Here is a 26,698-nt window from a genome sequence, read left to right as displayed (position 1 = left end):
GGGCAAGCTAGAGAACGATGCGCAGCGGTTCTTCAAGCAGGCTAGTGAGATCGCGCAGGAACGCCGCCGCGACGGCGCCGTCGAGTACTCGATGGTCGACGGTCAGGGTGATCTTCACCGTTGGTACCGTCACGAGAACGCCGTCCCGTACCGCGGGAACGTCGCTCGCCGCGCCGATTGCCAGGATGCCGGCCTCTGGTGGGTTCAATACGGCGGTGAAGGAGTCGATGCCGAACATGCCGAGGTTGCTGATGGTGAAAGTTCCCCCCGACATCTGGGCGAGGGACAGGCTGCCGGCGCGGGCGAGGCCGGCCAGGGCGCGGGTTTCGGCGGCGATGGCACCGAGCGACTTCTGATCGGCATCGACGACGACGGGAACGAGGAGTCCATCGTCGGTCGCGACGGCCACGCCGACGTTGACATGGTTATGGCGCAGAATGACGCCGTCGCCCCAGGACGCGTTGACTTCGGGGTGCGCGCGCAGCGCGACCGCGCTGGCGCGCACGAACAGGTCGTTCAGACTGATCTTGGTGCCGAGGGCGGCGAGCGACTCATTGACGTCGGCGCGGAACGCGACCAGGCGTTCAACGTTGACGACGCTGGTGAGGAAGAAGTGCGGAACGGCCTGACTCTCGGTGAGTCGGCGGGCCGTGACGGCGCGAATACGGCTGACCGGCACGGAGACGGAATCGGCCGAAACGACGGCCGGTGCTGCCGCGGCCGGTGCTGCTGCGACCGGTGCGGCCGCCGCTGGTGCTGCGGCTGGAGGCGCCGTCGGGACAGCGGATGCTGCCGCCTCTTGGGCCAGGATCGCCCTGTCGACGTCGGTGCGCGTGATACGGCCCTGCGGCCCGGTGCCCGCGACGGTGTGCAGGTCGATGCCGTGCTCTCGGCCGATTTTGCGAGCCAGCGGCGAGGTGCGCAGTTCGCCCGTCTGGGTTGCCGTGGGCGTGGCTGGCGTGGGCGTATCCGCCGGGGGGATGACTATGGGAGTTGCTGCTGCAGCGACCGCGACTGGAGCTGCCGGGGCAGCCGCGGCTGGTGCTGCCGGGGCAGCCGCGGCTGGTGCTGCCGGGGCAGCCGCGGCTGGTGCTGCCGGGGTTGCCGGGGCAGCGCCTTCCGTGACGATGTTGCTCCCGTCGCCGATGCGCGCAACCGGTTCACCGATCGGTACGAGCGCGCCGGCGACGACGAGCAGCTGCTCGAGTATGCCGTTGTCGAAGGCTTCCAGGTCCATCGTGGCCTTATCGGTCTCGATTTCGGCGAGCACATCACCCTTGTGAATCTCATCGCCGACCTGCTTCATCCAGCGGCTGAGTTCACCCTCCTCCATGGTGTCGGAGAGACGGGGCATAATGACGTCGGGCATGGCCGGCTCCTACTTGTCGTTCGGGGTAGATGAAATATTGAGTACCTCGCGCACGACCCTGGCGAGATCGGCGGCGCTGGGCAGCGCAGCCTTCTCGAGGGATTTGGCGTAGGGTAACGGCACCTCGGCGGCGGCGACGCGACGCACCGGGGCGTCGAGAAAGTCGAAGACTCCCTCGCCGATGGTCGCCGATATCTCGGCGCCGATGCCGTAGCTGAGCCAGTCGTCTTCGAAGACGACGGCGTGGCCGGTCTTCTTCACCGAGGCGCAAATGGTGTCGCGGTCGAGCGGCCGCAGGCTGCGCAGGTCGACGACCTCGATCGACAGGCCCTCGGTCTCGAGCTGGCGAGCCACTTCGAGAGCCGTCGTGGTGCCGCGCGAGTAGCTCACGATAGTGAGGTCGGTGCCGGTCTTGACAACGGCAGCCTTGCCGATCTCGGCGACCTGCTCGTCGGTGGGAACTTCCCCCTTGGCGCTGTAGAGGGAAAGGTTCTCCAGAAAAATCACCGGGTCGTCATCGCGAATGGCAGCGGTGAGGAGCGCCTTGGCATCGGCCGGGGTCGACGGGGCGACGACCTTGAGCCCCGGAATGTGCGCGTACCAGACCTCGAGGTTCTGCGAGTGGGTCGCGGCCAGCTGCTGGCCACCGCCGCCGGGCATGCGAATGACCAGGGGAATGGAAACCTGACCGGCGAACATCGACCGCATCTTGGCTGCGTGGTTCACGATCTGGTCGATCGCGATGAGGCTGAAGTTGATGGTCATGATCTCGACCACCGGGCGCATTCCGAGCATCGCGGCCCCGAGGGCTGCCCCCACGAAACCCTCTTCGGCGATCGGGGCGTCGATCACCCGGTCGGGTCCGAAGTCTTCAAGCAGTCCGGCGGTAATCTTATACGACCCCTCGAAGACGCCGATCTCTTCACCGATGAGGAAGACCTTGTCGTCACGCTCGAGCTCAGCGCGCAGAGTCTCGTTGAGCGCCTGGCGGTAGGTGATCGTGCGGGTGGTTGCTACTTCGGTGTTCACAGTGCGTCCATAACGGGTTCTCCGGGCAAAGCGGTTGGCATATTTGCCACCGCGGTCGCGTATACATATTTGAACAGGTCGTCAACGTCGGGCTCGGGGCTCTCATCGGCGAAAACGACCGCCTCGGACACGCGCACGTCGGCGGCCTCGTCGATGGCGGCGGCATCCGTTTCGCTGAGCACTCCGGCGCTGATCAGCTTGGCACGAAAGCTCGGTACCGGGTCGGACTGCTGGGCGATGGTCGTGTCTTCGCTCGAGCGGTAGCGGGCCGGGTCGACCACGGAATGGCCGCGCAACCGGTAACACATGACCTCGAGCAGCACCGGTTGGCGCGACTCGCGGGCCTGCCGCAGTGCATCGCGGGCGGCGTCGCGCACGGCAAGAACGTCGTCGCCGTCGACCCGTACTCCGGGCATACGGTACGACGCGCCGCGCTTATACAGGTCCGGCTCAGCGGATGCTTTCTCCACCGTTGTGCCCATACCCAGCCCGTTGTTGACGATCACGTAGACGATCGGAAGTTTCCACAGCCCGGCCAGGTTGAGCGATTCGTGGAACGCGCCGATGTTGGTGGTGCCGTCACCGAGCAGACACATCACTGCCGCAGCGTCGGGGCCGGCCACTTCCTGATTTTTCAAAGCGAGTGCGGCGCCGGTCGCCGGGGGAATCTGCCCGCCGACGATGCCGTAGCCGCCAAACAGGCGCGTTTCGGCGTCGAACAGGTGCATGGAACCGCCGCGTCCGCCCGAGACGCCGGTAACTTTGCCGAACAGTTCGGCCATTACCCGCTCGGGCGAGAGTCCGCGCAGCAGTGCATAGCCGTGGTCGCGGTAGCCGGTGAACAGATAATCACGGGCCTCGATGGCGGCCATCAGGCCGACCACCGTAGCTTCTTCGCCGAGGTTCAGGTGGCAGTAGCCACCGATTTTGGCCCGGGCATACATCTCGCTGGAGCGCAACTCGAAGGCACGCACCAACGACATCTGTTCGTAATACTCACGCAGGGTGTCGGCGGGCTCACCACCCGTGGACTCAACTGTTGACTCCGGTCGCGTGCGGGCTTTTGCCGCCATGTGATCCCACTTCCTGCGTGCTTCGTTTGACCAGACTAATGCTGTGTGCTGAATATTTTCTTTTTCCACCGTGCAGCGGAAGGATCTGCGGGAAGAAAGAGAGAAACTGACCGATTCTGCTGCCGCACATGATTGGCGGCCATAATGGAATCATGGCCGCCCAACCCCCGAGTTACAAAACGCTCGCCAGTCTCAGCCGCATGAACCTGCTGTACCAGTTGCAAAGCCGCGGAACAATGACCGTGAACGACCTCGCCGAAGCCGCGGGCCTGCATCACAACACCGCACGCGAACACCTTGACCGCCTGATCAACGAGGGCTTCGTCACCTGCGCGCCCGAGTCGCGCGACAGTAAGGGTCGTCCCAAAATGCTCTATAGCGCTGCGGACGGGGTCAGTACCGAGCTCGGGTCGATCCGCAGCCGCAAAATCGCGGCCGCGCAGGAGCGTGCCGACCAGCTGCGACGGATTCTGCCGCTGCTGCCCGCCGGCCAGGGGTTCGCCGGTTGCTCCGGTGCGGCTGCGCAACGGCAGCTCGATGCGCTCGACGACCACCTCGACCAGGCCGGTTTCGACGCGAGCATCGCCGCGAACCGTGAACAACTCAACCTGCGTGACTGCCCGTACTCGGAAATGGTCAAGGACCATCCCGAGGTCTGCGGCGTGCACTACCGCTTGATTCAGGGTGTGCTGGAGCAGGCCGACGGCCCACTCCGAGCGGTCGGCTTGAACCTCATCGATGCCCCGCACCTCTGCGTGATCGACGTAGTGGCCATTTCCGATGCCCGCGAGAGCGAAAAGAGTGCCCAAAAAGCGGAGGCAGGCTCGTGTGAGCTGGGGCAAAGCATTATTCACGGTATTTCGCGGTTGTAGCCGTTTTACCCAGCGGCAAAGCTTATTTCGAGGGTGAGTGCCGCAGCGGCATTCCCCGGCAGGTAAGGGACAGCCGTGAAAAAGCGCACAAACACCAGCACCAGAGTTTCCACCAGCGCCGCGACCAAGCCCGGCACCGACGGCCCGGTCGCCGACTCTTTGATCAAGCTCGGCCGTTTTCTGCGCCGCGGCGAAACCAGCGAAGACCTGCGCAGCGTCTTCAAGGATGGCGGTCGCGGCGCCGACACGTTCTACCGTGACCGCTGGACGCACGACAAGGAAGTGCGCAGCACCCACGGCGTGAACTGCACCGGCAGCTGCTCCTGGAAGGTGTACGTCAAAGACGGCATCATCACCTGGGAAACCCAACAGACCGACTATCCCAGTGTCGGCCCGGACAGCCCCGAATACGAGCCCCGCGGCTGCCCCCGCGGCGCCGCCTTCAGCTGGTACACCTACTCGCCCACCCGGGTGCGCTACCCCTACGTGCGCGGTGTGCTGCTGAACCTCTATCGCGAAGCGAAGGCGCGACTGGGCGACCCGGTGCTCGCCTGGGCGGAGATCACCGGTAACCCCGAGACCGCCCGCCAGTATAAGAGTGCCCGCGGGCAGGGCGGACTGGTGCGTGCCAGCTGGGATGAGGCCGCCGAAATCGTCGCCGCCGCACACGTACACACCATCAAGAAATACGGCCCGGACCGGGTCGCCGGTTTCAGCCCGATCCCGGCCATGTCGATCGTGTCCCAGGGCGTTGGCAACCGCTTCATCTCGCTGCTCGGCGGCACCATGCTCTCGTTCTACGACTGGTACGCCGACCTGCCGGTAGCGAGCCCACAGGTGTTCGGTGACCAGACCGACGTCCCCGAATCGGCCGACTGGTGGAACTCGAGCTACCTGATCATGTGGGGCTCCAACGTTCCCGTTACCCGCACCCCGGATGCCCATTTCATGGTGGAAGCCCGTTACCGCGGCCAGAAAGTCATCACGGTCTCGCCCGACTATGCCGACAACTCCAAGTTCGCCGACGAGTGGCTCGCCGTGCACCCCGGCACCGACGGAGCCCTCGCGCTCGCCATGGGGCACGTCGTACTGAAGGAATTCCTGGTCGACCGCCGCACTCCGCGTTTCGTTGACTATATGAAGAAGTTCAGCGACTCCTCCTACCTGATCGCGCTCACCCCGCGCCAGGACGCCTGGGTCCCCGGCAAGTTTTTGACGGCCGACGCGCTGCCCGGCACCGACGCATCGGTGTCGAGTGCTGCCTTCAAAACCGTCATGCTCGATGAAAACGCCGAACCGTTCGTGCCGAACGGTTCGATCGGCCACCGGTTCAGCGAGGCCGACAAGGGCACCTGGAACCTCGACCTCGAGGGTCGCGATCCGCTGCTCTCGATAGCGGATGCCCCCGATTACGACGGTGCCACCGTCGCAATCGACCTGCCCCGCTTCGACGTCACGCCGGGCGCGGACAATGCCGGTGAACAGCACGCCGGAGCGGCCGGCATCGTGCGCCGCGGCGTACCGGTACGCCTCGTCGCCGGCGTGCTCGTGACGACCGTGTTCGACCTGCTGCTCGCCCAGTACGCCGTCGGTCGTCCCGGCCTGCCGGGCGTGTGGCCCACCGGGTACGACGACGCGTCGACGCCCGGCACCCCCGCCTGGCAGGAAGAGATCACCTCGGTGCCGTGGCAGGCCGCCGCGCGCATCGGTCGCGAGTTCGCGCAGAATGCCGAGGATTCACAGGGTCGTTCGATGATTCTGATGGGCGCCGGTACCAACCACTGGTTCCACTCCGACACCATCTACCGCGCCTTTCTCGCGCTCACCACCATGACCGGCTGCCAGGGCGTCAACGGCGGCGGCTGGGCCCACTATGTCGGCCAGGAGAAGGTGCGCCCGCTCACCGGATACGGTCAATACGCCTTCGGCCTGGACTGGGTGCGGCCGCCGCGCCAGATGATCGGCACCGGTTTCTTCTACCTCGCCACCGACCAGTGGCGCTACGACGGACTCAGCGCCGACACCCTGGCAAGCCCGCTCGGTGCCGGCATATTCACGGGACGCACCACCGCGGACACCATGGTCGATTCGTCCAAACGCGGCTGGATGCCCAGCTACCCCACGTTCAACCGCAACTCGCTCGACCTCGTCGACGACGCCGCAGCCGCGGGCCAGGAGCCAGCGGAATACGTGGTCGATTCGCTCCGGGACGGCTCGCTCGAGTTCTCCTGCGAAGACCCCGACGCCCCCGAGAACTTTCCCCGCGTGCTCGTAGTGTGGCGGGCCAACGTGCTCGGCTCCTCCGGCAAGGGCAACGAGTATTTTCTCAAGCACCTGCTCGGGGCGCCCTCCGCTGTGCGCGCCGTCGAATCGATGCCGGCTCGCCGGCCGAAGACCATGAAATGGCATGAGAGCGCGCCGGAGGGCAAGCTCGACCTGATGGTCACGAGCGACTTCCGCATGACGTCGACGACTATCTACAGTGACGTGGTGTTGCCCCCGGCCACCTGGTACGAGAAGAATGATCTCTCCACGACGGACATGCATCCGTTCATTCACTCGTTCAATCCGGCGATCGCGCCGCCATGGCAGGCCAAGACCGACTTCGACATCTTTCACGTGCTCGCCGCGAAAATCTCCGAAATGTCGGTGAAGCACCTCGGCGTGCGGAAAGACCTCGTCGCCGCTCCGCTGCAACACGACACCCCGGACGGCATGGCCACGCCGCACGGCATTGTGCTGAACGACCAGCCGCTCATTCCCGGGGTCACCATGCCAAGGCTCGTCGTTGTCGAACGCGACTACCCGGCCTTCGCCGCACAGCTCGGCGCGCTCGGGCCGCTCACCGCCGCGGAAGGCATGGTCACCAAGGGGGTGAAATTCAACCCCGACGTGGAGGTCGCCTACCTCGGCAAGAAGAACGGCCTGGTGCCCAGCGGGCCAGCCGCCGGCCGCCCGCGCCTGTCGACGGCGATCCACGCCTGCGAAATGGTGCTCGCCCTCTCCGGCACCACCAACGGCCGCCTCGGCACCCAGGGTTTTCGCCAGCTCGAGGAACGCACGGGCGTCAAGCTCGCCCAACTGGCCAGCGACAACGAGGGCCGCCGATTCAGCTACCCGGATGTGCAGGGAGCGCCCGTTCCGGTGCTTACCTCCCCGGAGTGGTCGGGTTCCGAGCACGGTGGTCGCCGCTACAGTGCTTTCACCATCAACGTCGAGCACCTGAAGCCCTGGCACACCCTCACCGGTCGCCAGCATTTCTACCTCGACCACGACTGGATGATCGAGCTCGGCGAGCAGCTCCCCATCTTTCGGCCGCCGCTGGACATGCACCGCCTGTTCGACGATTCGATCGTCGGCGCGACGAGCGTCTCCAGTGCCGGGGTGACCGGGGCCGCAGGTCACGCGGAGGTCGCCGTGCGCTATCTGACCCCGCACTCGAAGTGGTCGATCCACTCCGAATACCAGGACAACCTGCTCATGCTCTCGCTCTCCCGCGGCGGGCCGACGATCTGGATGAGCCCGCAGGACGCCGACAAGATCGGAGTGCGCGACAACGAGTGGATCGAGTCGTACAACCGCAACGGCGTCGTCGTGGCGCGGGCGATCGTCTCTCACCGCATGCCGGAAGGCACGGTGTACATGTACCACGCGAAGGACCGCACCATCAACGTGCCGGTCGCCGAAACCAGCGGTATGCGCGGCGGCACCAACAACGCGCTGACCCGCATCCTCTTGAAACCCAGCCACCTGATCGGCGGCTACGCCCAGCTGTCCTTCGCCTTCAACTACCTCGGCCCGACCGGCAACCAACGCGACGAGGTCACCGTGATTCGTCGTCGCAGCCAGAAAGTGGACTACTAATGCGTGTCATGGCCCAGATGTCGATGATTATGAACCTCGACAAGTGCATCGGGTGTCACACCTGCTCCGTCACCTGCAAGCAGGTGTGGACCAACCGCACCGGTGTGGAGTACGCCTGGTTCAACAACGTGGAGACGCGGCCCGGCATCGGCTACCCGCGCGAGTACGAAAACCAGGAGAAGTGGAAGGGCGGCTGGGTACGCAACAAGCGCGGCCGGCTGCAGCTGAAGGCCGGCGGGAGGCTGAAGAAGCTCTCGCAGATCTTCAACAACCCCAACCTGCCGCAAATCGACGACTACTACGAGCCGTGGACCTACGACTACGACATGCTCACCACCGCCCCGGCCGGCACGCAAAGCCCGGTCGCCCGCCCGAAATCGCTTTTGACCGGCCAGGACATGGACATCAAATGGTCGGGCAACTGGGACGACAACCTGGGCGGCTCGCAGGAAACCGCCGCGCAGGACCCGATTCTCGCCACGATGAGCGAGCACGTGAAGATGGAGTTCGAAGAGACCTTCATGTTCTACCTGCCGCGCATCTGCGAGCACTGCCTCAACCCCGCCTGTGTCGCGGCCTGCCCCTCCGGCGCCATGTACAAGCGTGAAGAAGACGGCATCGTGCTCGTGGATGAAGACGGATGCCGCGGCTGGCGCATGTGCGTCTCCGCCTGCCCCTATAAGAAGGTGTACTTCAACCACAAAACGGGCAAGGCCGAGAAGTGCACGCTCTGCTACCCACTGATCGAGCAGGGTAAGCCCACCATCTGCTCCGAAACCTGTGTCGGACGCCTGCGTTACCTCGGCCTCATGCTCTATGACGCCGACGCGGTGCTTGCCGCGGCCTCGATCGAAAACGATCAGGACCTGCTTGACGCCCAGCGCGCCTGCTTTCTCGACCCGTTCGACCCCGACGTCATCGCCGCTGCCCAGGCGGAGGGCATGGCTGACGACTGGATCGAAGCGGCCCAGAACAGCCCTATTTACAAGCTCATCTCCGAGTACGAGATCGCCCTGCCGCTGCACCCGGAATACCGCACCATGCCCATGGTCTGGTACATCCCCCCGCTCTCGCCCGTGGTCGATGTCGTCAGCAACTCGGGCAGCGACGGGGAAGACGCCCGCACCCTGTTCGCCGCGATCGACAAGCTGCGCATCCCGGTGGAATACCTCGCCGGGCTGTTCTCGGCCGGAGACGTGGTTCCGGTGGAGCTGTCGCTGCGCAAGCTCGCCGCGATGCGCGCCTATATGCGCGATATCAACCTCGGCAACGAGCCCGACGAGCGCATTCCGAACGCGGTCGGCATGACCGGTGAGACGATTCAGGCCATGTATCGGCTGCTCGCAATCGCCAAGTACGAAGACCGCTATGTCATTCCCAAGGCCCACGTCGAGACCGCGCGTGAGCTTGAAGAGCTCGGTTGCTCGCTCGACACCGACGGCGGCCCCGGCATGGGTGGGCCCGGATCCGCCGGGCACAGTGGCCCATACGGCAACACCGTGGGTATGCCGCTCGGTGCCACGGTCGACAACTACAACCAGATGACCGGGCGCCCGAGTGCGACCGCGCCGACCACCCCGGGCCGGGTCAACCTGCTCAACTGGAACGGTAACGGAGCGCCCCAGGGCATGTTCCCGCCGATCGCGGATGCCGGGAGCCCCGCGTGAACGTCGGCACCCTCGGCGCACGGATGAACTTCGGCTTTCGGGCGCCCAAGACGGCTCCGCGAGCGATTGCGGCAGTTCCACTGACGCCCGAGCAAGGAGTGATCGCGCACATGGCGGCGTCGATTCTGCTCGACTACCCCGCGCCGGAACGGCGGGCGCAGTTTTCGCTGGTGGAGGAATCCGTTGCGGATCTGCCCGGTGAGCTGCGCCGCAGCTTCCAGGCTTTTTTCACGGCGGTCAACGCGCTCAGCCAGCAGGAGCTCGAAACGCACTTCACCGCGACCTTCGACCTGAAACGCAAATGCTGCCCGTACCTCACCTACTACGCCGCCGGCGATACCCGCCGCCGCGGTATGGCACTCGTGCGGTTCGTCGAGGCCTACCGGGCGGCGGGCTGGCAGGTGGATGCCGACGAACTGCCCGACTACCTGCCGATGGTGCTGGAATTCTCAGCGCTTTCCGATTCGCCGATCGCGCAGGAACTGCTCGCCGCGCACCGCGACGGCATCGAGGTTTTGCGCTCGGCGCTCGAGAAATTCAACAGTCCCTACGCCCACCTGGTTGAGGCGGTGTGCCTGTCGTTGCCCGTGATCGACGACGAGACCCGCGAACGCTACCTCAACCTGGTCAATGAGGGGCCGCCGACCGAGACGGTCGGCATGACCTACCTCGGCAATTTGAAGCCGTTTTCCGCGCACGCGAATGAAGATGTGAGAGTATGACCGCCTGGGATTACCTGCTCTGGGTCGCTTTTCCCTACGCCGCGACGGGCGTGTTCGTGGTGGGCCACCTGTTGCGCTACCGCTATGACCAGTTCGGCTGGACCTCGCGGTCCAGTCAGACCTACGAGAACCGCCTGCTGCGCTGGGGTTCCCCCATGTTTCACTATGGCATTCTCATGGTGATCGGCGGGCATGTCGTCGGCTTGTTCATTCCCAAGCCGTGGCTGGAATTCTTCGGCGTGACCGAGCACATGTATCACCTCGGTGCGACCTGGCTGGGCAGCTTCGCCGCCGTACTCACCGTTGCCGGGCTCGCCATTTTGATCTACCGCCGCCGCCTGACCAAACGGGTGCTGCTGGTCACAACGGTAATGGACAAAGTCATGTACGTGTTCCTGGCCAGTACGATTACGTTCGGCACCACGGCGACCGTGCTGTATCAAATCTTCGGCGGCGGCTACGACTATCGCGGGTCGATTTCGCCCTGGATCCGCTCGTTGTATAGCCTGCAGCCCGATCCGTCGCTGATGAGCGACGTGCCGTTCTTCTTTCAACTGCACGTGCTGACGGCCACGACGCTGTTCCTGCTCTGGCCGTTCACCCGACTGGTGCACGTGTTCTCGGCGCCACTCGGCTACCTCGTGCGCCCCTACGTTGTCTACCGTTCCCGCGACGACCCTCGGGGCGCCGGTTCGCGGGCGCCCCACCGGGGCTGGGAGAAAAGCGAGCGCCCGCTGGAACGCTCCAGAAAGTAGTCTGTTTTCATGGTGCGGATCAAGAGGGCGTATGAGGCGGCATCCGCTTCTGATGGATGCCGGGTGCTGGTTGATCGACTCTGGCCGCGCGGTGTCTCCAAGGAGAGCGCCGACCTCGATGAGTGGCTGAAAGAGATCGCGCCGTCACCCCAGCTCCGCACCTGGTGGAAGCACGACCCGAAGCGCATGGACGAGTTCACCGTGCGCTACCGCGCCGAACTCGACGGCACTACCGAGACCCAGGCGGCCGTCGTGCAGCTTCGCGCGCTCGCCGCGGCCGGCGTGACCACTTTGGTCTATGGAGCAAAGGACCCACGGGTGAACCATGCGCGGGTGCTCGCCGAATACCTGCAGGAGAAGTAGCCGCAGAAGGTCACGTACCACGTGAAGGAATACTGCGCCCCCTTTCAGCCTTGGGAATAAAGGCGCCTGCACGCGGCCGTGGACTCTCGAGGGGCTCCCGCTGCGCGGGACAGGGGCGCCAGTGTGACTCACGAATGACAATAGGAAGTGTCGAACCAGTGACTTCAGTAGTTCCCGTCAGTACCCACGGCAGCAGATTTCCCAAATGGGTGCGCTCGTTCAGCGTTCAGATCATCGCCGCGCTCATCATCGGTCTTGGCCTCGGGCTGATGGCCAAATACACCGGCAGTACCGAAGCGAACCCCAACGGTCTCGGTGCGACCCTGAAAATTATCGGGTCGAGCTACGTCTCGCTGCTGCAAGCTGCCGTCGTACCGCTCATCTTCACGGCCGTGGTCAGCTCCATCGCGAACCTGCGCGCAGTGTCCAACGCGGCGAAGCTGGCCTGGAACACTCTGCTGTGGTTTGCCATCACCGCGTTGATTGCCGTTCTGATCGGCATCGGACTGGGCGTGCTGGTGCGACCGGGAGCCGGAACGGGCATTATCGAAAATGCCGAATACACCGGCAAGACCGGGGACTGGTGGGCATTTTTGACCGGGCTCTTCCCGAAGAACTTCCTCGGACTCGGCGCCAATACCTCTGTCGTCGATGGCGTCGCAAGTACCACCGTCAGCTTCAACGTGCTGCAGATTCTCGTCATCGCCATCGCGGTAGGCATTGCCGCGTTGAAGGTGGGCAAAGCTGCCGAGCCATTCCTGAACCTCAACGCGTCAGCTCTGGCGGTCATTCAAAAGGTGCTGTGGTGGATTATTCGCATCGCGCCGCTCGGCACGATCGGCCTGATCGGTAATGCCGTCGCGGTCTACGGGTGGGACACGATGGGTTCGCTGGGCAAGTTCGCAGCCACGATCTACGTTGGCCTGATCCTGGTACTGTTCGTGGTCTACCCGGTACTGATCAAGTCTCACGGTCTCTCCGTCAAGCAGTACTACTCGGGTGTCTGGCCGGCTGTTCAGCTGGGCTTCGTGTCGCGCTCATCCATTGGCACCCTTCCGCTGACGCAGCGCGTCACGGAACGCAGCATGGGCGTACCGCGCGGATATGCATCCTTCGCTGTTCCGCTCGGGGCGACGACCAAGATGGATGGTTGCGCGGCTATCTACCCCGCCGTCGCCGCCATCTTTGTGGCACAGTTCTTTGGAATTCAGCTGGACCTCACCCAGTACCTGCTCATCGTTCTCGTATCCGTACTGGGTTCGGCAGCCACGGCCGGCACCACGGGCGCCGTCGTCATGCTGACGCTGACCCTGTCAACGCTGGGTCTGCCGCTGGCCGGGGTCGGCCTTCTGCTGGCTATTGATCCGCTCATCGACATGGGCCGCACCGCCGTGAACGTGGCCGGTCAGGCGCTCGTGCCCACGATCGTGGCCAAGCGCCAGGGAATCCTCGACGAGACGCTGTACAACGCGCCGCGAACCTCGCAGCCCTTTACGGACGACGTAGCGGAGCCCGCGCCGTCTGAGCTGTCCGAGACGCGCGTCTAACCGTACCGAGTACAACGCATTCAGGCGCGGCCCGGCATCCGCTTCACACAATGGCTGACGGATGCCCGGTTCACGCCGTCAGGACGGCGAGACCACCGTGTTGCACCGCCAACAGGTGGCCGGTAACTCGCCGGAGACGTAGGCGCCGCACTCCGGGCAAACCTGTTCGAGCCAGCAGACCGGGTCACCGCCTACTGGTTCTTCATTTTTGGTCATCGGTGACCTCCTCATTTCAGTATGACCCCCTGCTGGCAGGAAAAACCCGAAGCCCCCCGCTGGAGGAGGAGGAGGCTTCGGGTCGATGGAGGGAGCGTCAGCTCGGGTTGGGGGCACCGGGACGCGCGTAATAGAACCAGGCGAGCCCGGTGCAGAGCACGCAGAAGGCGGAGCAGCCGATGAAGAAGGTGGTCGGGCTCATGCCGGTGAGGGCCATACCGACGATGAACGGTCCGAAGGCGGCGATCGCCGCTGTCCAGCCGATCGCTCCGCCGGCCTGCCGCTTGGGAAAGATCATCGGCATCTGTTTGAACGTTCCGGCATTGGCCAGCCCGGAGAAGAAGAAGATGATGATCATGCCGGTGAGAAAGCCGTCGAACTCGTCGACGCTCGTCGGGGTGAGAAAGAATACCGTGACGGTGGTGCCGACGGCCATGCCTGCGCCGCCGATGAAGGTGAAGATGGCGCCGCCGAACCGGTCGCAGAGCGGGCCAGAGGCCGCGCGCACGAGGGCGCCGACGACGGGGCCGATGAAGGCAAAAGCGAGCGGGTTGGGAGCATCCGGAAAATCGCCGTACACGTTGAGAATGATCAGGCCCATCTGCGCGGCCAGGCCGCTGAATGCGCCGAAGCTCATGAGGTAGATGGCGGTCATGATCCAGGTGTGCTTGACCGTGAAGATGTCGAGCTGCTCGGTGAAGTTGGCCTTGATCGGCACACGCTTGAGACAGAGGAGGGCGAGGACGATCGCGAAGATCACCCAGGGGATGAGCACGAGCCCGCCGTTGTGCAGCCAGACCAGTTCACCGTTCGAGTCGCTCTCCGGGGTGAGGGCGGCAGTGCCGAGCAGGCCGAAACCGACCACCCACGGAGTGAGCAGCTGAATGAGACCGATGCCGAAGTTGCCGAGCCCCGCCTGCAGGCCGAGGGCCGTTCCGGCCAGGCGCTTGGGAAAGAAATAGCTCGTCGACGCCATGAACCCCGAGAAGCTGCCGCCGCCGATACCCGCGGCGAACGAGAGTGCCAGCAGCACCCAGTAGGGGGTGGATGCGTCGCGGGCGACGAGGGTCCAGCCGATCATCGGCAGCAGCAGCAGGGCGCTCGACAGGGCGACGAGTACGCGGGTGCCGAGAATCGGCGGTAAAAACATGAAGATGAGTCGCAACAGGCCGGCGGCGAGGCCTGGCAGCGCGACCAGCCAGTACAGCTGGCTGGTGCCGAGGTCGAAGCCGATGTCGTTGAGCCGTGGGGCGATAGCGCTGACCAGGTACCAGGCCGCGAAGCCCAGGGTCATGCTGAAAGTCGTGATCCACAGGGTGCGCCAGGCAAGGCGCGAATCCCACGTTTCGTCGTGTTCCGGATCCCAATTGGAGAGGTCCGGCTTCAGCGTGGACGTAACGCGTGGTGGTAAGACGGTTGACATGGGCTTCCTCGGATGGTTGTCGGGCATACGGCCCGCTGCGTAACCAGCCTGTTCGTTTGCCGATCGGCGTGCACCGCGCAAACACCGTGATAAATGAATTCGGCCCAGAGCGGATGCCGGTACCGGACCGCTCGGGCTGCGTCGCGGTAGTGTAGAACGGTGAAAACTCAGCTCAAGCTTGGTGCCGAACTCGGGGCCGTCGTGATCACCGTGTCTGATCGCTCGTCGCGCGGGGAGCGCGAAGACCGGTCGGGACCGGCCACCGTCGATGCGCTTGCGGAGGTCGGCATTCCGTGCGGGCCACCGCGGGTGGTGCCCGACGGCATCGAGAGTGTGGCGGGAGCGATCTTGGCAGCGCTCGGCGATGGCGCTCGCCTCGTCGTGACGACCGGTGGCACCGGCGTGTCGGCGCGCGACCTCACACCCGAGGGCACGACGACCGTGATCCACACTATTCTGCCGGGAATCTCCGAGCGGATGCGCGCGCTGAGCGCCGCGACGATCCCCACCGCGGTGCTGTCCCGCGGTATCGCCGGCATCGCCGATTCGGTCGGCAACAACGGTGCGTTGGTCGTGAACCTGCCCGGTTCCACCGGCGCGGTGCGCGACGGTGTGGCCATCCTTGCGCCGCTCGTGCGGCACATCATCGACCAGCTCGACGGGGGGGACCACTGATGGCTGCTGGCTTCGCCCTGGTCACCGAGTCGCTGCTCGACGTAAGTGAACACCTGTCGGCGGTGTCCGATGCGACCCACGGGGCAGTGGTGACGTTTATCGGGCAGGTGCGCGATCATGATCCGGATGCTTCCGGCCGCGTCACGGGCCTCGACTACAGTGCGCATCCCGACGCGGGGCGCATCATCGGTGAGATCGCTGACCGGGTGCGGGGGAAGCATCCGCTGGTGGTACTGGCGGTCAGCCATCGCATCGGACACCTTGAGGTCGGTGACCTCGCCCTCGTGGCGGTCGTGGCGAGCGCGCACCGCGGCGACGCCTTCGCGGCCTGTGAGAGTCTCGTCGAGGCCGTGAAGGCAGAGGTGCCGATCTGGAAGAAGCAGTACGAGGTTGACGGAACGCATTCCTGGGTCGGTTTATAGCTTCGACCGGTCAGGAACTACGAGGGCCGAAGCGACGGGGTACATCTTGGAAGTCGCGTACGGAAAACCGGGTGGTCAGCCGCCGGCGAAGGGTGGGAGCACGTCGACCGCGTCGGTGGGTGCGAGCGTGACCGCGTCATCACCGGCGCGGGCGCCGTTCACCAGCAGGGAACACAGCTCGAGTACGCGCATGAACTCGGTGCCGTAGCGCTCAGCGAGCTCGGCGCGCAACTCGCCGATCGTGCCCGCGTTGAGCGTGGCCGTGTCGGTCTGGGCGGCCTCGGCTGCGCCGGCAAAGAATCGCAGGGTCGCCATCAGAGCTTCTCGGGTGCCCAGTCGCGGGCGAGTTCGCTCGCGGCGGCGCAGGCAGCTTCAATATCGGTGCCCGTTCCACCGTTCTTCGCGGCGGCGAGGCCGATCAGAAAGGTGCTCAGGGGAGCGGCCGGCCGGGCCACGTTGTGGGCAATGTCGCGGGCTGCGTCGAGCAGGTCGCCCACCGGCACGTCGGCCGGGTCGAGCTGCAGCCGATCGGCGAGGGCCGTGAGCCACTCGTCGAGCGCTTCGGGAGGCAACGGTGTAGAGCTCATTCGGGGTCACTCCTTTGGTCGGGCTGAATTGTCGGAGCACCGGTCAAGCGAGCGGTGCTGCTCTCAACATCTTCCCACGTGTCCACGTCAGCGCCGGCTTCGGATTCGTCCAGCAGCCCCGTGAGGTTGAGTCGCGCGAGCAGCTCACGCATGCTGGCACCATTCACGTGAGTGCCCAGTCGGTCCACGGCGGCGCGCAGGGCGGGTGCCCGGTAAATCCCGGCAAGCCATTGGGCGTGGCCGGTGTCGTCGGTGAGATGCACGCCCTCGGTCTGTTCACCGATGGTCTCGGCAGCGGATGCTGCCGCGACGAGCAGGCGGGCGGCATCCGCTCCCCAGGGCAGATCGCAGGCGAGTACGAGCACCCAATCGGCGGGTGCATCGGCGTTCGCCGCAAGGGCTGTGAGGCCAGCCGCGATGCCGGCCACCGGGCCGCCGAACGGAGGATCCTCCAGGGCCCAGACCAGGGCGTCGTCCGGTAGGTCGCCGGCGGCGGGCCGGGCGGCGGGCGGGCCGACGACGACGGCGTTCCGGGCGGCCGGGCGGGCGTCGAGAACCCGGGAGAGCAGGGTGCGCCCGGCCACTTCGACCGCGGGCTTGAGTGCGCCGCCGAGTCGGCGGCCGCGGCCGCCGGCGAGCACGAGTAAATCGACAGTGGCGCCTGCAGGTGCACTCATGTCGCCTGCCCAGCGGAGGGGAGCGCCCGATTTCGGTGCGCGCTCCGGTAACCGGTATAGCGGCTACCGAAACGGGGCGCGCCCGTGATGATGGCGGGGCATCCGTTTGGAGCGAAGGATGTGCCGGAATCGCGCCGGGTCAAGCGCGCAGCCAGTCGCCGCTCTTGCCGCCGCTCTTGGCGAGGAGGCGCACGTTTTCGATCGTGACGGATTTATCGAGGCCCTTGACCATATCGACGACCGCGAGGGCAGCGACCGTGACGGCGGTGAACGCTTCCATTTCGACGCCGGTGCGGTCGGCGGTGCGCACGGTGGCGGTGATGCTGACGCCGTCATCGTCAACGACGAGGTCGACGACGGCGCCGTGTACGCCGATCACATGGGCCAGGGGGAGCAGGTCGGCGGTTTTCTTGGCGCCCTGGATTCCGGCGATACGGGCCACGGCGAGCACGTCGCCCTTGGGCGCGGTGCCGTCACGGAGGGCGGCGATCACTGTCGCGCCGCAGCGCACGAAACCGGCGGCGGTGGCGCTGCGCACGGTCGGAACCTTGTTGGTTACGTCGACCATACGAGCCTGTCCGGCCGAGTCGAGGTGGGTGAACAGCTGTGCGGCCATAGTCGCTCCGGTCGTGTCGGTGGTGTGCGTCATGATGTCAGCATGACAGTGATGAGGTCGCCGCCGCGAATGTGAGTCGTGTCTTCGAGAACGATGGCGAGCCCGTTAGCCTGCGCGAGGCCGGCGACGAGGTGCGAACCCGACCCGCCGCGAGAAGCTGGGCGTGCCTCGATGTTGTCTGGGCTGCCGTCTGTGCTGCCGTCTGTGCTGCCGTCTGTGCTGCCGTCTGTGCTGTCGGCGTCAATGGTGCGGCGCGTGAGGATGACGGGCATGTACTGGGCACGTCCGGGCGGGGAACGCCAGCCATCGACGACCGTAGCGGTGACGGTGCGCCGATGCAGGGTCTCCTGGCCGAGCAGACGCCGCAGCGCGGGTCGCACGAACACCTCGAAGGACACGTAGGCGCTGACCGGGTTGCCGGGCAGGGCGAAGATCAGCGGTCCGGGCACACTGTCGGTGGCGGGCCAGCGTCCGAACCCCTGCGGCTTACCGGGTTGCATCTTGACTGGTCCGAAGTCGACGGTGCCGAGCGGCTTCAGCACGGCTTTGACCACGTCGTACGCTCCAACGCTCACCCCGCCGGAGAGCACGATCACGTCGACCTGGCCGGCCAGCTCGGTCAACACCGCCCGCAGCACATCGTCGTCGTCGGGCACGGCGCCGATCCGTACGGGAATCGCGCCGGCCTCGGCGACGGCCGCCGATAGCAGAAAGGAGTTGGAATCGGGAATCTGGCCGCGACGCGTCGGGCTGCCGGGAGTGACGAGTTCGCTGCCGGTGGAGATGACGGCCACCCGAGGAGCGGGGTGCACGAGAACAGAGCTGGTTCCGGCGCTCGCCGCTGCGGCGACCCGGGTGGGCCAGAGCACGCTGCCCGCGCGCAGCACCCGGTCGCCGGCGTGGGCGTCTTCGCCAGCCCGGCGTATGTGCGCTGCGGGCTTGGGCGCCTGAAGGATGGTGACCTGCTCGGTGCCCTGGTCGGTGTCTTCGATCGGCACGACGGCATCGGCACCGTCGGGAATGGGCGCGCCCGTCATGATCCGCGCGACCTGCCCGGGGACCAGGCGCGGGTTCTGGTCCGTGCCGGCGGCGAGGTCGGCCACGACGGGCAGGGTGATCGGGTTCTGAGCGGATGCTTCGAGCAGATCGGCGCGGATAACGGCGTAGCCGTCCATCGCGGAGTTGTCGAAGGGAGGCGTGTCGGTCACCGTGAGTATGTCTTCGGCCAATACGAGCCCACGGGCCTCGTCGAGCTCGACCCGCACCGGCGGCAGGGGATCGACACTGCCGAGCACGATCGCGAGCTGCTCGGCAACGCTGCGTGCGGATGCGGCGGGTGCGCAGGCATCCGCCCGCTCGGTGTGCGTGTGCCCGTGTGTGCGTTCCGTGTCGGTCACCGGCTAGACCAGACTGTCTGACTGGTCGGTGGTGCCGTCGTCGCCCGCCGAGGCGTGCTGCCTGGTGGGGACGGGCTCTGGTGAATCCCAGCGGCTGCCGATACCCGAGGCGCCCCCGGCGGTGACGAGGTCATCCCAGGCGAGGATCCCGCCGGTGAGCACCGAAACATCGGTGAATCCCGCCTCACGCAGCGCGTTCGCGGCGCGGGCGGCCCGGCCGCCGGCGTGGCAATGCAAAATCAGTGGCGTGTCTTGAGGCAGCGCGGCGCGGCCACTGTCTGAGAGCGCCCCATCGGTGAGAAGCTCACCGATGGGCAAAAGCCGGGCCGTTGGAATCGAGCTTTCGGCGAATTCATTCGGCTCGCGCACGTCCACGACGAGAAAATTGTCGGTGCCGGCGCTCTGCGCGGCGAGGCGGTTGACAAGCTCCACGCTCGAGACCTCGGGGGTGCTCTTCAGGGCCGCTTGGGCGAGCTCGGCTGAACGCTCGGCGGCAATCTCGGCGGCGGTCGGCTCCGCGGCAATGCCGGTTCCGAGCAGGGGAATCTCGTTGAACCGACCCGATAGCGCGTCGATCACGAGCACCCGACCGATCAGGGGCGAGCCGATTCCGGTGATGAGCTTGATGGTTTCGGTCGCCATGAGCGATCCGACCTGGCCGCACAGCGCGCCAAGCACACCGGCGTCGGCGCAGTTGGGCACCTCGCCCTCGGCCGGTGGCGTCGGGAACAAGTCGCGCAGGTGCACTCCGGTGATGCCGCTGCCAGCCGGCGGAGTGGCCCAGAATACCGAGAGCTGGGCGTCGAACCGCAAAACGGATGCCCACACCAGCGGCAGCCCCAGCCGCGCGCAGGTGTCGTTGACGAGGAACCGGGTGGGAAAGTTGTCGGTGCCGTCGATGACGATGTCGTAGCCGCCGATGATCTCGGCCGCGTTGCTCGCCACGAGACGCTCGGAGTGCCGGACGACCGTGGTTTCCGGAGCGATCTCGGCGACGCGCTCGGCGGCGCTGTCTACCTTGGGATGGCCGACATCCGCTTGCCCGTGAACGATCTGGCGCTGCAGGTTGCTCGGTTCCACGTCGTCATCGTCGACGATACCGATGGTGCCCACGCCGGCCGCTGCGAGGTAGAGCAGGGCGGGGGAGCCGAGTCCACCGGCGCCGAGCACGAGCACCCGGGCGTTGGCGAGGCGGCGCTGACCGAGTTCATTGAGCTGGGGGAGGCGGCGCTGGCGGGCGGTACGCACGGTTTCGGAGGCGGTGAGCCGATCAACGGGCTCGACAAGGGGAGGAATAGCCATGACTTAACGCTAGGCGCTGCGCGGCCCCGCGGCCACCAGCTCGGGGAAGAGCGTTGCCGAACCGCCCTGCGCAGAGGCATAACTCCTGCAATCTGTCGTCGTCGCCGTCACTCTGCCCCTATCTGAGCGGTTCGTACCGGTCGGGCTGAGCAATTTGCAGGAGTTATGCGCATGGCGCAGGACAGCCCGCCGTGGTTTCCGGGTTAGCTGGGCGTGGTTCCTGGGCCAGCTGGGCGTGGTTTCCGGGACCAGCTAGGCGTGGTTTCCGGGACCGCCGGATGGGTTGAGACCGCACATGCGGTGCTATCGTGCCATTTATGACGCAATATCGGATCAGTGAGGCCGCCGAGCTGCTCGGCGTCAGCGACGACACCGTACGACGCTGGGTCGACGGTGGCCGTCTCGCAGCGGATGCCGACGCCACCGGTCGCCTCGCGGTCGACGGAACCGCGCTCGCGGCCTTCGCGGTCGACCAGGCGAGCACCCCGACCGACCCGTCGAGCGTGGGGCGCAGTGCCCGCAATCGATTCGTCGGCATCGTCACCGCCATCACCCTGGACACGGTCATGGCCCAGGTCGAACTGCAGTGCGGCCCGCACCGCGTAGTTTCGCTCATGTCGAGTGAGGCCGTGCGCGAACTCGGCCTCGAGGTCGGCTCGCTCAGCGTCGCCGTGATCAAGGCCACCAACGTGATCGTCGAAACTCCGGGACGGATGCCGTGAGCCGCCTCCCGCAGGCCTTGGCCGTTCTGGCCGTGCTCGCCCTGGCCCTCACCGGCTGTGCACCCTCGAACACCTCGAACACCTCGAACACCTCGAACACCTCGAGCACCGATGAGCCGACCGGTCAGGGGCTGGCGTCCCAGACCCTCAGTGTCTACGCCGCCGCGTCCCTGACCGGCGCCTTCGACGAGCTCGCCACCCTGCTCGAACACGAGAATCCGGCCGTCGACGTGCAGGTCACCTACGACGGATCCTCCACCCTCGCTACCCAGATCGCGGCCGGCGCCCCCGCCGACGTGTTCGCCAGTGCCGACCAGAAGAATATGCAGCCGCTCGGCGACGAAGCGCTGGTCGGCCCCGCCACGCTGTTCGCCGGCAACACCCTGCGCATTGCGGTCGCCCCCGGCAACCCGCTCAAGATCGCGACCCTGAAAGATCTCGCCCGCCCCGGCGTGATCACCGTGCTGTGCGCGGCGCAGGTGCCGTGCGGCGCGGCATCCGCTGCCTTGCTTGCCAACGCGGGCGTCAGCCTCACACCCGCCAGCGAGGAACAGAATGTGACGGCCGTCGTCACCAAGATCGCCGGCGGCGAAGCGGATGCCGGCCTCGTCTACGCCACGGACGTCGCCGCCAATCCCGACCGCATCCAGGGCGTGACGCCGGCTGGAGCGGATGCGGTCGTCGGGCACTATCCGATCGCGGTCGTCGCTGACAGCGCGCACGCCGAGGCCGCCCAGGCCTTCGTCGACCTGGTCCTCTCCCCAGCCGGTCAGGCCGTGCTCGCCGCCCACGGCTTTCTTGCCCCGTGAGGGTTCTGGTTCGTCTGGGCCCACCTTGTGACCGTGGGCCCAGGTTAGAACCTGGGCCCACGTTCCGGGCCCGGGCCCGAGCCCGGAACGACACCCGGAACGACACCCGGAACGGAGCCGCGAACGCGAACGAATCCAAGAGGTGTCGCGCGTGATCCCGCGCCTGCTCTATCTGCCCGCGAGCATCGGTCTCGCCCTGCTCGTGCTGCCGCTCGCTGGGCTCTTGCTCAAGGTCGACTGGGCCGCCCTGCCCGCCCTGCTGCTCTCACCTGAGGCCCTGCAGCCGCTGGGATTGTCGCTGGTGACAGCATCCGTTTCGACGCTGCTCTGCCTGCTTCTCGGCGTGCCGCTCGCCGTCGTCATCGCGCGGTCGCAGCCGCGTGCAGCCGGTCTGCTGCGGGCGCTCGTCACCGTGCCGCTCGTGCTGCCGCCGCTCGTCGGCGGCATCGCGCTGCTCTCCCTGCTCGGCCGCGGTGGCGTACTCGGCAACACCCTCGAACTTGCCGGGCTGCGCCTTCCCTTCACGACCGCGGCGGTCGTCATCGCACAAACCTTCGTGGCCCTGCCGTTCCTGGTGATCGCGGTCGAGGGCGCCCTGCGCACAGCCGGCATCCGCTACGAGCGTGTCGCCGCGACCCTCGGCGCCGGTCGCGGCACGGTCTTCGCGCGCATCACGCTGCCGCTCGTCGCCCCCGGACTTCTCGCCGGCACCGTTTTGAGCTTCGCCCGCGCGCTCGGCGAATTCGGTGCGACCGCCCTATTCGCCGGCAACCAGGTGGGAGTCACCCGCACCATGCCCCTTGCCATCTACACCGCCTTCAACGGTTCGGGCGTGACGACCGACCAGGCTGTCGCCTTGTCACTGCTGTTGATCGCGGTCGCTGTGATCATCCTCGTGCTGGTCGGAACCCGCCGGGCGAGCGTACTCTCGTGACCGCCACCCTCGGCCAGGACGCCGCCACCACGCTTCTCGCTGCGAACCTACAACTCACCCGAGGCGGGTTCACCCTCGACGTGCAACTCACGCTCGCGCCCGGCGAGGTGCTGGCCCTCCTGGGCCCGAACGGCTCGGGCAAGTCGACCGTGCTCGACCTGCTCGCCGGACTGGCCACCCCCGATACCGGAACCATCACCCTCGATGGCGCGACCCTCACCGCGCCCGGTCGGCTCGTGGCACCCGAGAATCGCGCTATCGGCCTGCTCGGACAAGAGCCCCTGCTCTTTCCGCACCTGAGTGCCCGCGCCAACGTGGCCTTCGCGCTCCGGGTCGGCGAAGCGCGACTGAACGCCGCCTCGGCCCGGGTGCAGGCTGACCGCTGGCTCGACCGGGTCGGCCTGGCCGGCCTCGGCAACAGCTTGCCGGGCGCCCTCTCCGGCGGGCAGCAGCAGCGCGTCGCCCTCGCCCGAGCCCTCGCGGCCGGCCCTCGTGTTCTCCTGCTCGACGAGCCGATGGCCGCCCTCGACGCGGAAACAGCACCGTTCATCCGTCAACTCATCCGCGAGCAGCTTGCCGAAACCGGCACCAGCGCCATCATCGTCACCCACGATATCGTCGACGCCGTCGTGCTCGCCCACCGCGTCGCCGTACTGCACCACGGCGCGCTCATCGACGAAGGCACGACCGCAGCGGTGCTCGCGGCCCCGCAGAACCCCTTCGTCGCGGCCCTCGCCGGCGTCAATCTCGTGGTGGGCACCGCGCAGAACGGCGCGGTCGTCGCCCCAGACGGCCGCATGTTCTGGGTGCGCCCAGCGGATGCCGCGGCCCTGTCGCCCGCGACCCNGCCGCATGTTCTGGGTGCGCCCAGCGGATGCCGCGGCCCTGTCGCCCGCGACCCCTGCCGCAGCAGCCCCCGCCGCAGCAGCCCCCGCGCCCGCAGCCCCCGCAGCAGAAGCCCCCGCGCCCGCCGCGGCCGTCTTTCGCCCGGCATCCGTCGTCGTGCTCACGGAACGGCCCCATCACGCGAGCTCCCGCAACGTCTGGTCGGCCCGGGTGAGAGGCATTGAGCCGGGCACGGGCGGAGTGCGCCTGCGCACGAGCGGCGACCCGGAGGTCATCGCGGAGCTGACCCCCGCCGCGGTTGCCGACCTCGGCCTGCAGGTGGGCTCGACGGTTTGGCTTTCGGTCAAGGCCACCGATGTGAGTGCCTACCGTCGCTAACGTTTACGTTCCGGGTACCAGGGACGGGGTCAGCGTTGAGAAAAAAGGTATTTCACGATGGTGTGCCGGAGAGCGTCACCTGTGACGTGGCACCATCCAAGTAGCCGGGGGAGCCTCACCGTTTTCGGGTAGGAACCGTCTCTTACCCCGCCGCCCACGTGAAATCACTGCTGTCTCGCACGCATAAAACAGGAAGGAGTTTGACCGACTCCACGGCGTCTCCGTTCAGCACGCCGAGGAGCAACTTCACGGCGACCCGGCCGATGTCGTGCATCGGCGATCGCACCGACGACAGCGCGATGGGCAGTTGCGCGGCCAGCGACGTGTCATTGAATCCGACAATTGCCAGATCGCGGCCCACGTGCAATCCGTGAGAATTTGCCGCGCCCATGGCGCCGATGGCCGCGAAGTCGTTGACCGCGAAGATCGCACTGGGGCGACGATGTGTGCCTCGCAGAATGCTATCCGCCGCAGTGTGCCCGCCCGTTGTGTCGAAGCGCGACCACACGATGGCGCTCTCGGGGATTGTTCCGCCGAGCGCGCGAAACCGGGAGACGAAACCGTGCGTGCGATCGACCCCAGTGCTGGCGTAGGGTTCACCAGCGATGATGGAAACATCGCGGTGGCCCTGGTCCCAGAGGTGCTGTGCCACCAGAGCTCCGCCAAGGACGTCATCGCAGGTGGCTGATGCAAAGCCGGCAATGGCGCGGTTCATGAGCACGAACGGCACCTTGCGTTCGGTGAGATCGTCGAGAATATTGCCGTCAAGGTGCGCGTCACCGATGATGAGGCCATCTACCCGCCGAGACAGCATGATTTCCATCTTGCGCCGCTGTATCAATGTATCGTCACGAGAGTTCATGACGAATGTGGAATAGTTCGCGTCGTCGGCTGCCTCGTCGATCCCTTCGTACATAACCGCAAGCACGAGGTCGGAAAGACGCGGAACGATAACTCCGAGAAGATGCGTGCGCCGCGTGCGCAGGCTCGTGGCCTGGGGGTCGGGGGAGTAGCCCACCTTCTTGGCGAGGTCACGCACACGTTGGGCCGTCACCGGCGCGGCCGCGCCGCGTGCCGTGTCAGCTTTCCCGTGCAGGATCCGTGACACGGTCGACGGGTGCAGGCCGAGTTCGGCGGCCAGATCTTTTAGGGTGACGGACCCCGGTCCGATGCCTGTCATGTCGCTGTCTCCAGTTTCCGTGATCCGAGAGAGCCGGATACGAAGCTTGACTTGCCTGTCGATCTCATTCTATAGTTTGACAACCTCACTACCCAAACGATTGGGTAGTGAGCGTTACGTACCCGCAATGACGCGTGCAGTCGGCCGAAACATTGGGTATCTACTCTTTCATCAAGAAACCCAATCGTTTGGGTACCGACCCTCGGAGAAAATAATGACAGATCGTGCCGGCACCCACGTGGTGTTGCTGGCGACCGGGGGAACAATCTCGTCGCGCGCCCACTCTGCGGAAGGCGGTGCCGCGGTTGCCGCCGACGCCGGTGCCCAAGTTCTCGGCGGTCTGGCCACAGCCCCGGCCTACCCCGTGCGGGTCGTCGACGTCGCCTGTGAGGGGTCCTACCTGCTCACTCTCGTCGACATGATCGCGATCTGCGCGCAGATCAAGATTGCCCTCGCCGACCCATCGGTGCGGGGGGTCGTCGTCACGCACGGCACTGACACGATGGAAGAGACCGCCTACCTGGCCGACCTCACCCACGACCACGTGAGCCCGGTGGTCTTTACCGGGGCGCAAAAATCCGCCGACGCCGCCGACCCCGACGGCCCCGGCAACCTCGCCGATGCGATCGCGGTCGCTGGATCACCTGCGGCAGCAGACCTCGGCGTGTTGATCGTTTTCGCCGGCGAGATATTCCCCGCCCACGGCGTGCGCAAAGCACAGACCTTCGCGCTTCATGCCTTCACCAACCCCGACTTTGGCTCGGCCGGTTTTTTGACCGCCACCGGTGACGTCGTCATCACCCGCCATAACCAGCGGATGCCCCCGCTCCCGCTCCCGCCCATCCCTCCCCGCCAGGCCAGGCGCGTCGACGTGGTGTCTGCCTATCCGGGGGCTGACGGAATCTTGCTGCAGGCATCCGTGGCTGCCGGGGCCAGCGGAATCGTGTTGCAAGCGACGGGAAGCGGCAACGGCAACCCCGCCCTGTGCGCCGCCGTCACCGCGGCCGCCGCGGCCGGCACCGTCGTGGTGACGAGCACCCGGGTGGGTGCCGGCCCGGTCCTCCCGATCTACGGTGCCGGCGGAGGACGAGACCTCGTCGCGGCCGGTGCCATCCCCACTGGCCTGCTGCGGCCCTCACAATCGCTGATTCTGCTCAGCCTTCTGCTGCAGCTCGATCGCAATCATGACGAGATCGCCGACGCGTTTGCCCTGTACGGGGCAGCCATCGTCGAGTCCACCCAAATTTGTTAGT

The 26,698-nt window shown here is 66.3% G+C and carries 26 protein-coding genes; 15 read left to right on the top strand and 11 right to left on the bottom strand.

The genetic code is table 11. The features are described from left to right. Positions 1-7 precede the first annotated feature (7 nt). Genes CXY83_RS03550 through pdhA form a run of 3 tightly spaced genes read right to left on the bottom strand, consistent with a single transcriptional unit; the run spans position 8 to position 3,471 of the window. Positions 8-1,369 (bottom strand): dihydrolipoamide acetyltransferase family protein, encoded by a 1,362-nt coding sequence (locus tag CXY83_RS03550; protein ID WP_199184868.1) that lies wholly within the window; start codon positions 1,367-1,369, stop codon positions 8-10. Between the two features lie 9 nt (positions 1,370-1,378). Further along, a complete protein-coding gene (locus CXY83_RS03545; RefSeq protein WP_233200549.1) occupies positions 1,379-2,398 on the bottom strand; it encodes an alpha-ketoacid dehydrogenase subunit beta in 1,020 nt (339 codons plus the stop codon). Beyond that, a complete protein-coding gene (gene pdhA, locus CXY83_RS03540; protein ID WP_104196023.1) occupies positions 2,395-3,471 on the bottom strand; it encodes a pyruvate dehydrogenase (acetyl-transferring) E1 component subunit alpha in 1,077 nt (358 codons plus the stop codon). The genes CXY83_RS03545 and pdhA overlap by 4 nt, the downstream gene beginning before the upstream one ends. A 152-nt stretch (positions 3,472-3,623) precedes the next feature. Here pdhA and CXY83_RS03535 point away from each other — a divergent pair, with 152 nt between their 5' ends. The 7 genes from CXY83_RS03535 to CXY83_RS03505 all read left to right on the top strand — a co-directional run bounded on the left by CXY83_RS03535 (position 3,624) and on the right by CXY83_RS03505 (position 13,261). Next, positions 3,624-4,343, top strand: a complete 720-nt coding sequence (locus CXY83_RS03535; protein WP_158251821.1) for a metalloregulator ArsR/SmtB family transcription factor — start codon at positions 3,624-3,626, stop codon at positions 4,341-4,343. A 75-nt stretch (positions 4,344-4,418) separates the two neighbouring features. Next, the gene (locus tag CXY83_RS03530) at positions 4,419-8,207 is read left to right on the top strand and encodes a nitrate reductase subunit alpha (RefSeq protein WP_104196021.1); all 3,789 of its coding nucleotides are present in this window, start codon (positions 4,419-4,421) and stop codon (positions 8,205-8,207) included. After that, positions 8,207-9,874: a nitrate reductase subunit beta gene (narH, locus tag CXY83_RS03525; protein WP_104196020.1), complete on the top strand. Its 1,668-nt coding sequence runs from the start codon at positions 8,207-8,209 to the stop codon at positions 9,872-9,874. The genes CXY83_RS03530 and narH overlap by 1 nt, the downstream gene beginning before the upstream one ends. Beyond that, positions 9,871-10,596, top strand: coding sequence for a nitrate reductase molybdenum cofactor assembly chaperone (gene narJ, locus CXY83_RS03520; RefSeq protein WP_233200548.1), 726 nt, complete (start codon positions 9,871-9,873; stop codon positions 10,594-10,596). Before narH ends, narJ begins: the two co-directional genes overlap by 4 nt. Further along, entirely contained in the window at positions 10,593-11,351 is a 759-nt protein-coding gene (gene narI / locus CXY83_RS03515; protein WP_104196019.1) for a respiratory nitrate reductase subunit gamma, read from the top strand. Before narJ ends, narI begins: the two co-directional genes overlap by 4 nt. Before the next feature lie 9 nt (positions 11,352-11,360). Further along, positions 11,361-11,714 carry a DUF488 domain-containing protein gene (locus CXY83_RS03510; protein ID WP_104196018.1) on the top strand — a complete coding sequence of 118 codons (354 nt, stop codon included), beginning with the start codon at positions 11,361-11,363 and terminating at the stop codon, positions 11,712-11,714. A gap of 134 nt (positions 11,715-11,848) precedes the next feature. Next, a complete protein-coding gene (locus tag CXY83_RS03505; protein WP_104196017.1) occupies positions 11,849-13,261 on the top strand; it encodes a dicarboxylate/amino acid:cation symporter in 1,413 nt (470 codons plus the stop codon). A gap of 313 nt (positions 13,262-13,574) precedes the next feature. Here the strand turns inward: CXY83_RS03505 and CXY83_RS03500 are convergent, their stop codons facing one another. Beyond that, positions 13,575-14,900 carry an MFS transporter gene (locus CXY83_RS03500; RefSeq protein ID WP_104196016.1) on the bottom strand — a complete coding sequence of 442 codons (1,326 nt, stop codon included), beginning with the start codon at positions 14,898-14,900 and terminating at the stop codon, positions 13,575-13,577. Between the two features lie 159 nt (positions 14,901-15,059). Between CXY83_RS03500 and CXY83_RS03495 the strand changes: the two genes are divergently transcribed. Together CXY83_RS03495 and CXY83_RS03490 are read left to right on the top strand one after the other, a co-directional pair. Then, positions 15,060-15,575, top strand: coding sequence for a molybdenum cofactor biosynthesis protein B (locus CXY83_RS03495; protein ID WP_104196015.1), 516 nt, complete (start codon positions 15,060-15,062; stop codon positions 15,573-15,575). Beyond that, the gene (locus tag CXY83_RS03490) at positions 15,575-15,997 is read left to right on the top strand and encodes a molybdenum cofactor biosynthesis protein MoaE (protein ID WP_104196014.1); all 423 of its coding nucleotides are present in this window, start codon (positions 15,575-15,577) and stop codon (positions 15,995-15,997) included. The genes CXY83_RS03495 and CXY83_RS03490 overlap by 1 nt, the downstream gene beginning before the upstream one ends. Before the next feature lie 75 nt (positions 15,998-16,072). Here the strand turns inward: CXY83_RS03490 and CXY83_RS03485 are convergent, their stop codons facing one another. The 6 genes from CXY83_RS03485 to CXY83_RS03460 form a co-directional block, all read right to left on the bottom strand. Then, on the bottom strand, positions 16,073-16,312 hold the full coding sequence (locus CXY83_RS03485) for a MoaD/ThiS family protein (RefSeq protein ID WP_104196013.1): 240 nt from the start codon (positions 16,310-16,312) through the stop codon (positions 16,073-16,075). Then, positions 16,312-16,584, bottom strand: a complete 273-nt coding sequence (locus tag CXY83_RS03480; RefSeq protein ID WP_104196012.1) for a DUF6457 domain-containing protein — start codon at positions 16,582-16,584, stop codon at positions 16,312-16,314. The genes CXY83_RS03485 and CXY83_RS03480 overlap by 1 nt, the downstream gene beginning before the upstream one ends. Next, positions 16,581-17,261 carry a molybdenum cofactor guanylyltransferase gene (locus tag CXY83_RS03475; RefSeq protein WP_104196011.1) on the bottom strand — a complete coding sequence of 227 codons (681 nt, stop codon included), beginning with the start codon at positions 17,259-17,261 and terminating at the stop codon, positions 16,581-16,583. Before CXY83_RS03475 ends, CXY83_RS03480 begins: the two co-directional genes overlap by 4 nt. A gap of 139 nt (positions 17,262-17,400) precedes the next feature. Further along, on the bottom strand, positions 17,401-17,910 hold the full coding sequence (moaC, locus tag CXY83_RS03470) for a cyclic pyranopterin monophosphate synthase MoaC (RefSeq protein WP_233200547.1): 510 nt from the start codon (positions 17,908-17,910) through the stop codon (positions 17,401-17,403). Further along, positions 17,907-19,274: a gephyrin-like molybdotransferase Glp gene (gene glp, locus CXY83_RS03465; protein WP_104196010.1), complete on the bottom strand. Its 1,368-nt coding sequence runs from the start codon at positions 19,272-19,274 to the stop codon at positions 17,907-17,909. The genes moaC and glp overlap by 4 nt, the downstream gene beginning before the upstream one ends. A gap of 3 nt (positions 19,275-19,277) precedes the next feature. Further along, a complete protein-coding gene (locus tag CXY83_RS03460) occupies positions 19,278-20,576 on the bottom strand; it encodes a ThiF family adenylyltransferase (RefSeq protein WP_104196009.1) in 1,299 nt (432 codons plus the stop codon). 317 nt (positions 20,577-20,893) lie between these two features. Between CXY83_RS03460 and CXY83_RS03455 the strand changes: the two genes are divergently transcribed. The 5 genes from CXY83_RS03455 (at position 20,894) to CXY83_RS17590 (ending at position 24,265) form a co-directional block, all read left to right on the top strand. Beyond that, on the top strand, positions 20,894-21,298 hold the full coding sequence (locus CXY83_RS03455) for a molybdopterin-binding protein (RefSeq protein ID WP_104196008.1): 405 nt from the start codon (positions 20,894-20,896) through the stop codon (positions 21,296-21,298). Further along, positions 21,295-22,107, top strand: a complete 813-nt coding sequence (gene modA, locus CXY83_RS03450) for a molybdate ABC transporter substrate-binding protein (protein WP_104196007.1) — start codon at positions 21,295-21,297, stop codon at positions 22,105-22,107. The genes CXY83_RS03455 and modA overlap by 4 nt, the downstream gene beginning before the upstream one ends. Positions 22,108-22,240: 133 nt before the next feature. Next, positions 22,241-23,041: an ABC transporter permease gene (locus CXY83_RS03445; RefSeq protein ID WP_104196006.1), complete on the top strand. Its 801-nt coding sequence runs from the start codon at positions 22,241-22,243 to the stop codon at positions 23,039-23,041. Beyond that, a complete protein-coding gene (locus CXY83_RS03440) occupies positions 23,038-24,111 on the top strand; it encodes a sulfate/molybdate ABC transporter ATP-binding protein (protein WP_104196005.1) in 1,074 nt (357 codons plus the stop codon). Before CXY83_RS03445 ends, CXY83_RS03440 begins: the two co-directional genes overlap by 4 nt. Then, positions 24,098-24,265: a TOBE domain-containing protein gene (locus CXY83_RS17590; RefSeq protein ID WP_158251820.1), complete on the top strand. Its 168-nt coding sequence runs from the start codon at positions 24,098-24,100 to the stop codon at positions 24,263-24,265. Before CXY83_RS03440 ends, CXY83_RS17590 begins: the two co-directional genes overlap by 14 nt. Before the next feature lie 142 nt (positions 24,266-24,407). Here the strand turns inward: CXY83_RS17590 and CXY83_RS03430 are convergent, their stop codons facing one another. Further along, positions 24,408-25,445, bottom strand: a complete 1,038-nt coding sequence (locus CXY83_RS03430) for a LacI family DNA-binding transcriptional regulator (protein ID WP_104196003.1) — start codon at positions 25,443-25,445, stop codon at positions 24,408-24,410. Between the two features lie 214 nt (positions 25,446-25,659). On the opposite strand from CXY83_RS03430, the gene CXY83_RS03425 reads away from it, so the two are divergent. Further along, positions 25,660-26,697, top strand: a complete 1,038-nt coding sequence (locus tag CXY83_RS03425) for an asparaginase (RefSeq protein WP_233200545.1) — start codon at positions 25,660-25,662, stop codon at positions 26,695-26,697. Position 26,698: the final 1 nt, after the last annotated feature.

Origin of the sequence: Cryobacterium sp. M15, assembly GCF_002929675.1 — a bacterium.
Taxonomy (GTDB): domain Bacteria; phylum Actinomycetota; class Actinomycetes; order Actinomycetales; family Microbacteriaceae; genus Cryobacterium; species Cryobacterium lyxosi.
The sequence above is the reverse complement of the archived record's forward strand: the minus strand, read 5'-3'. Positions and strand labels throughout refer to the sequence as shown.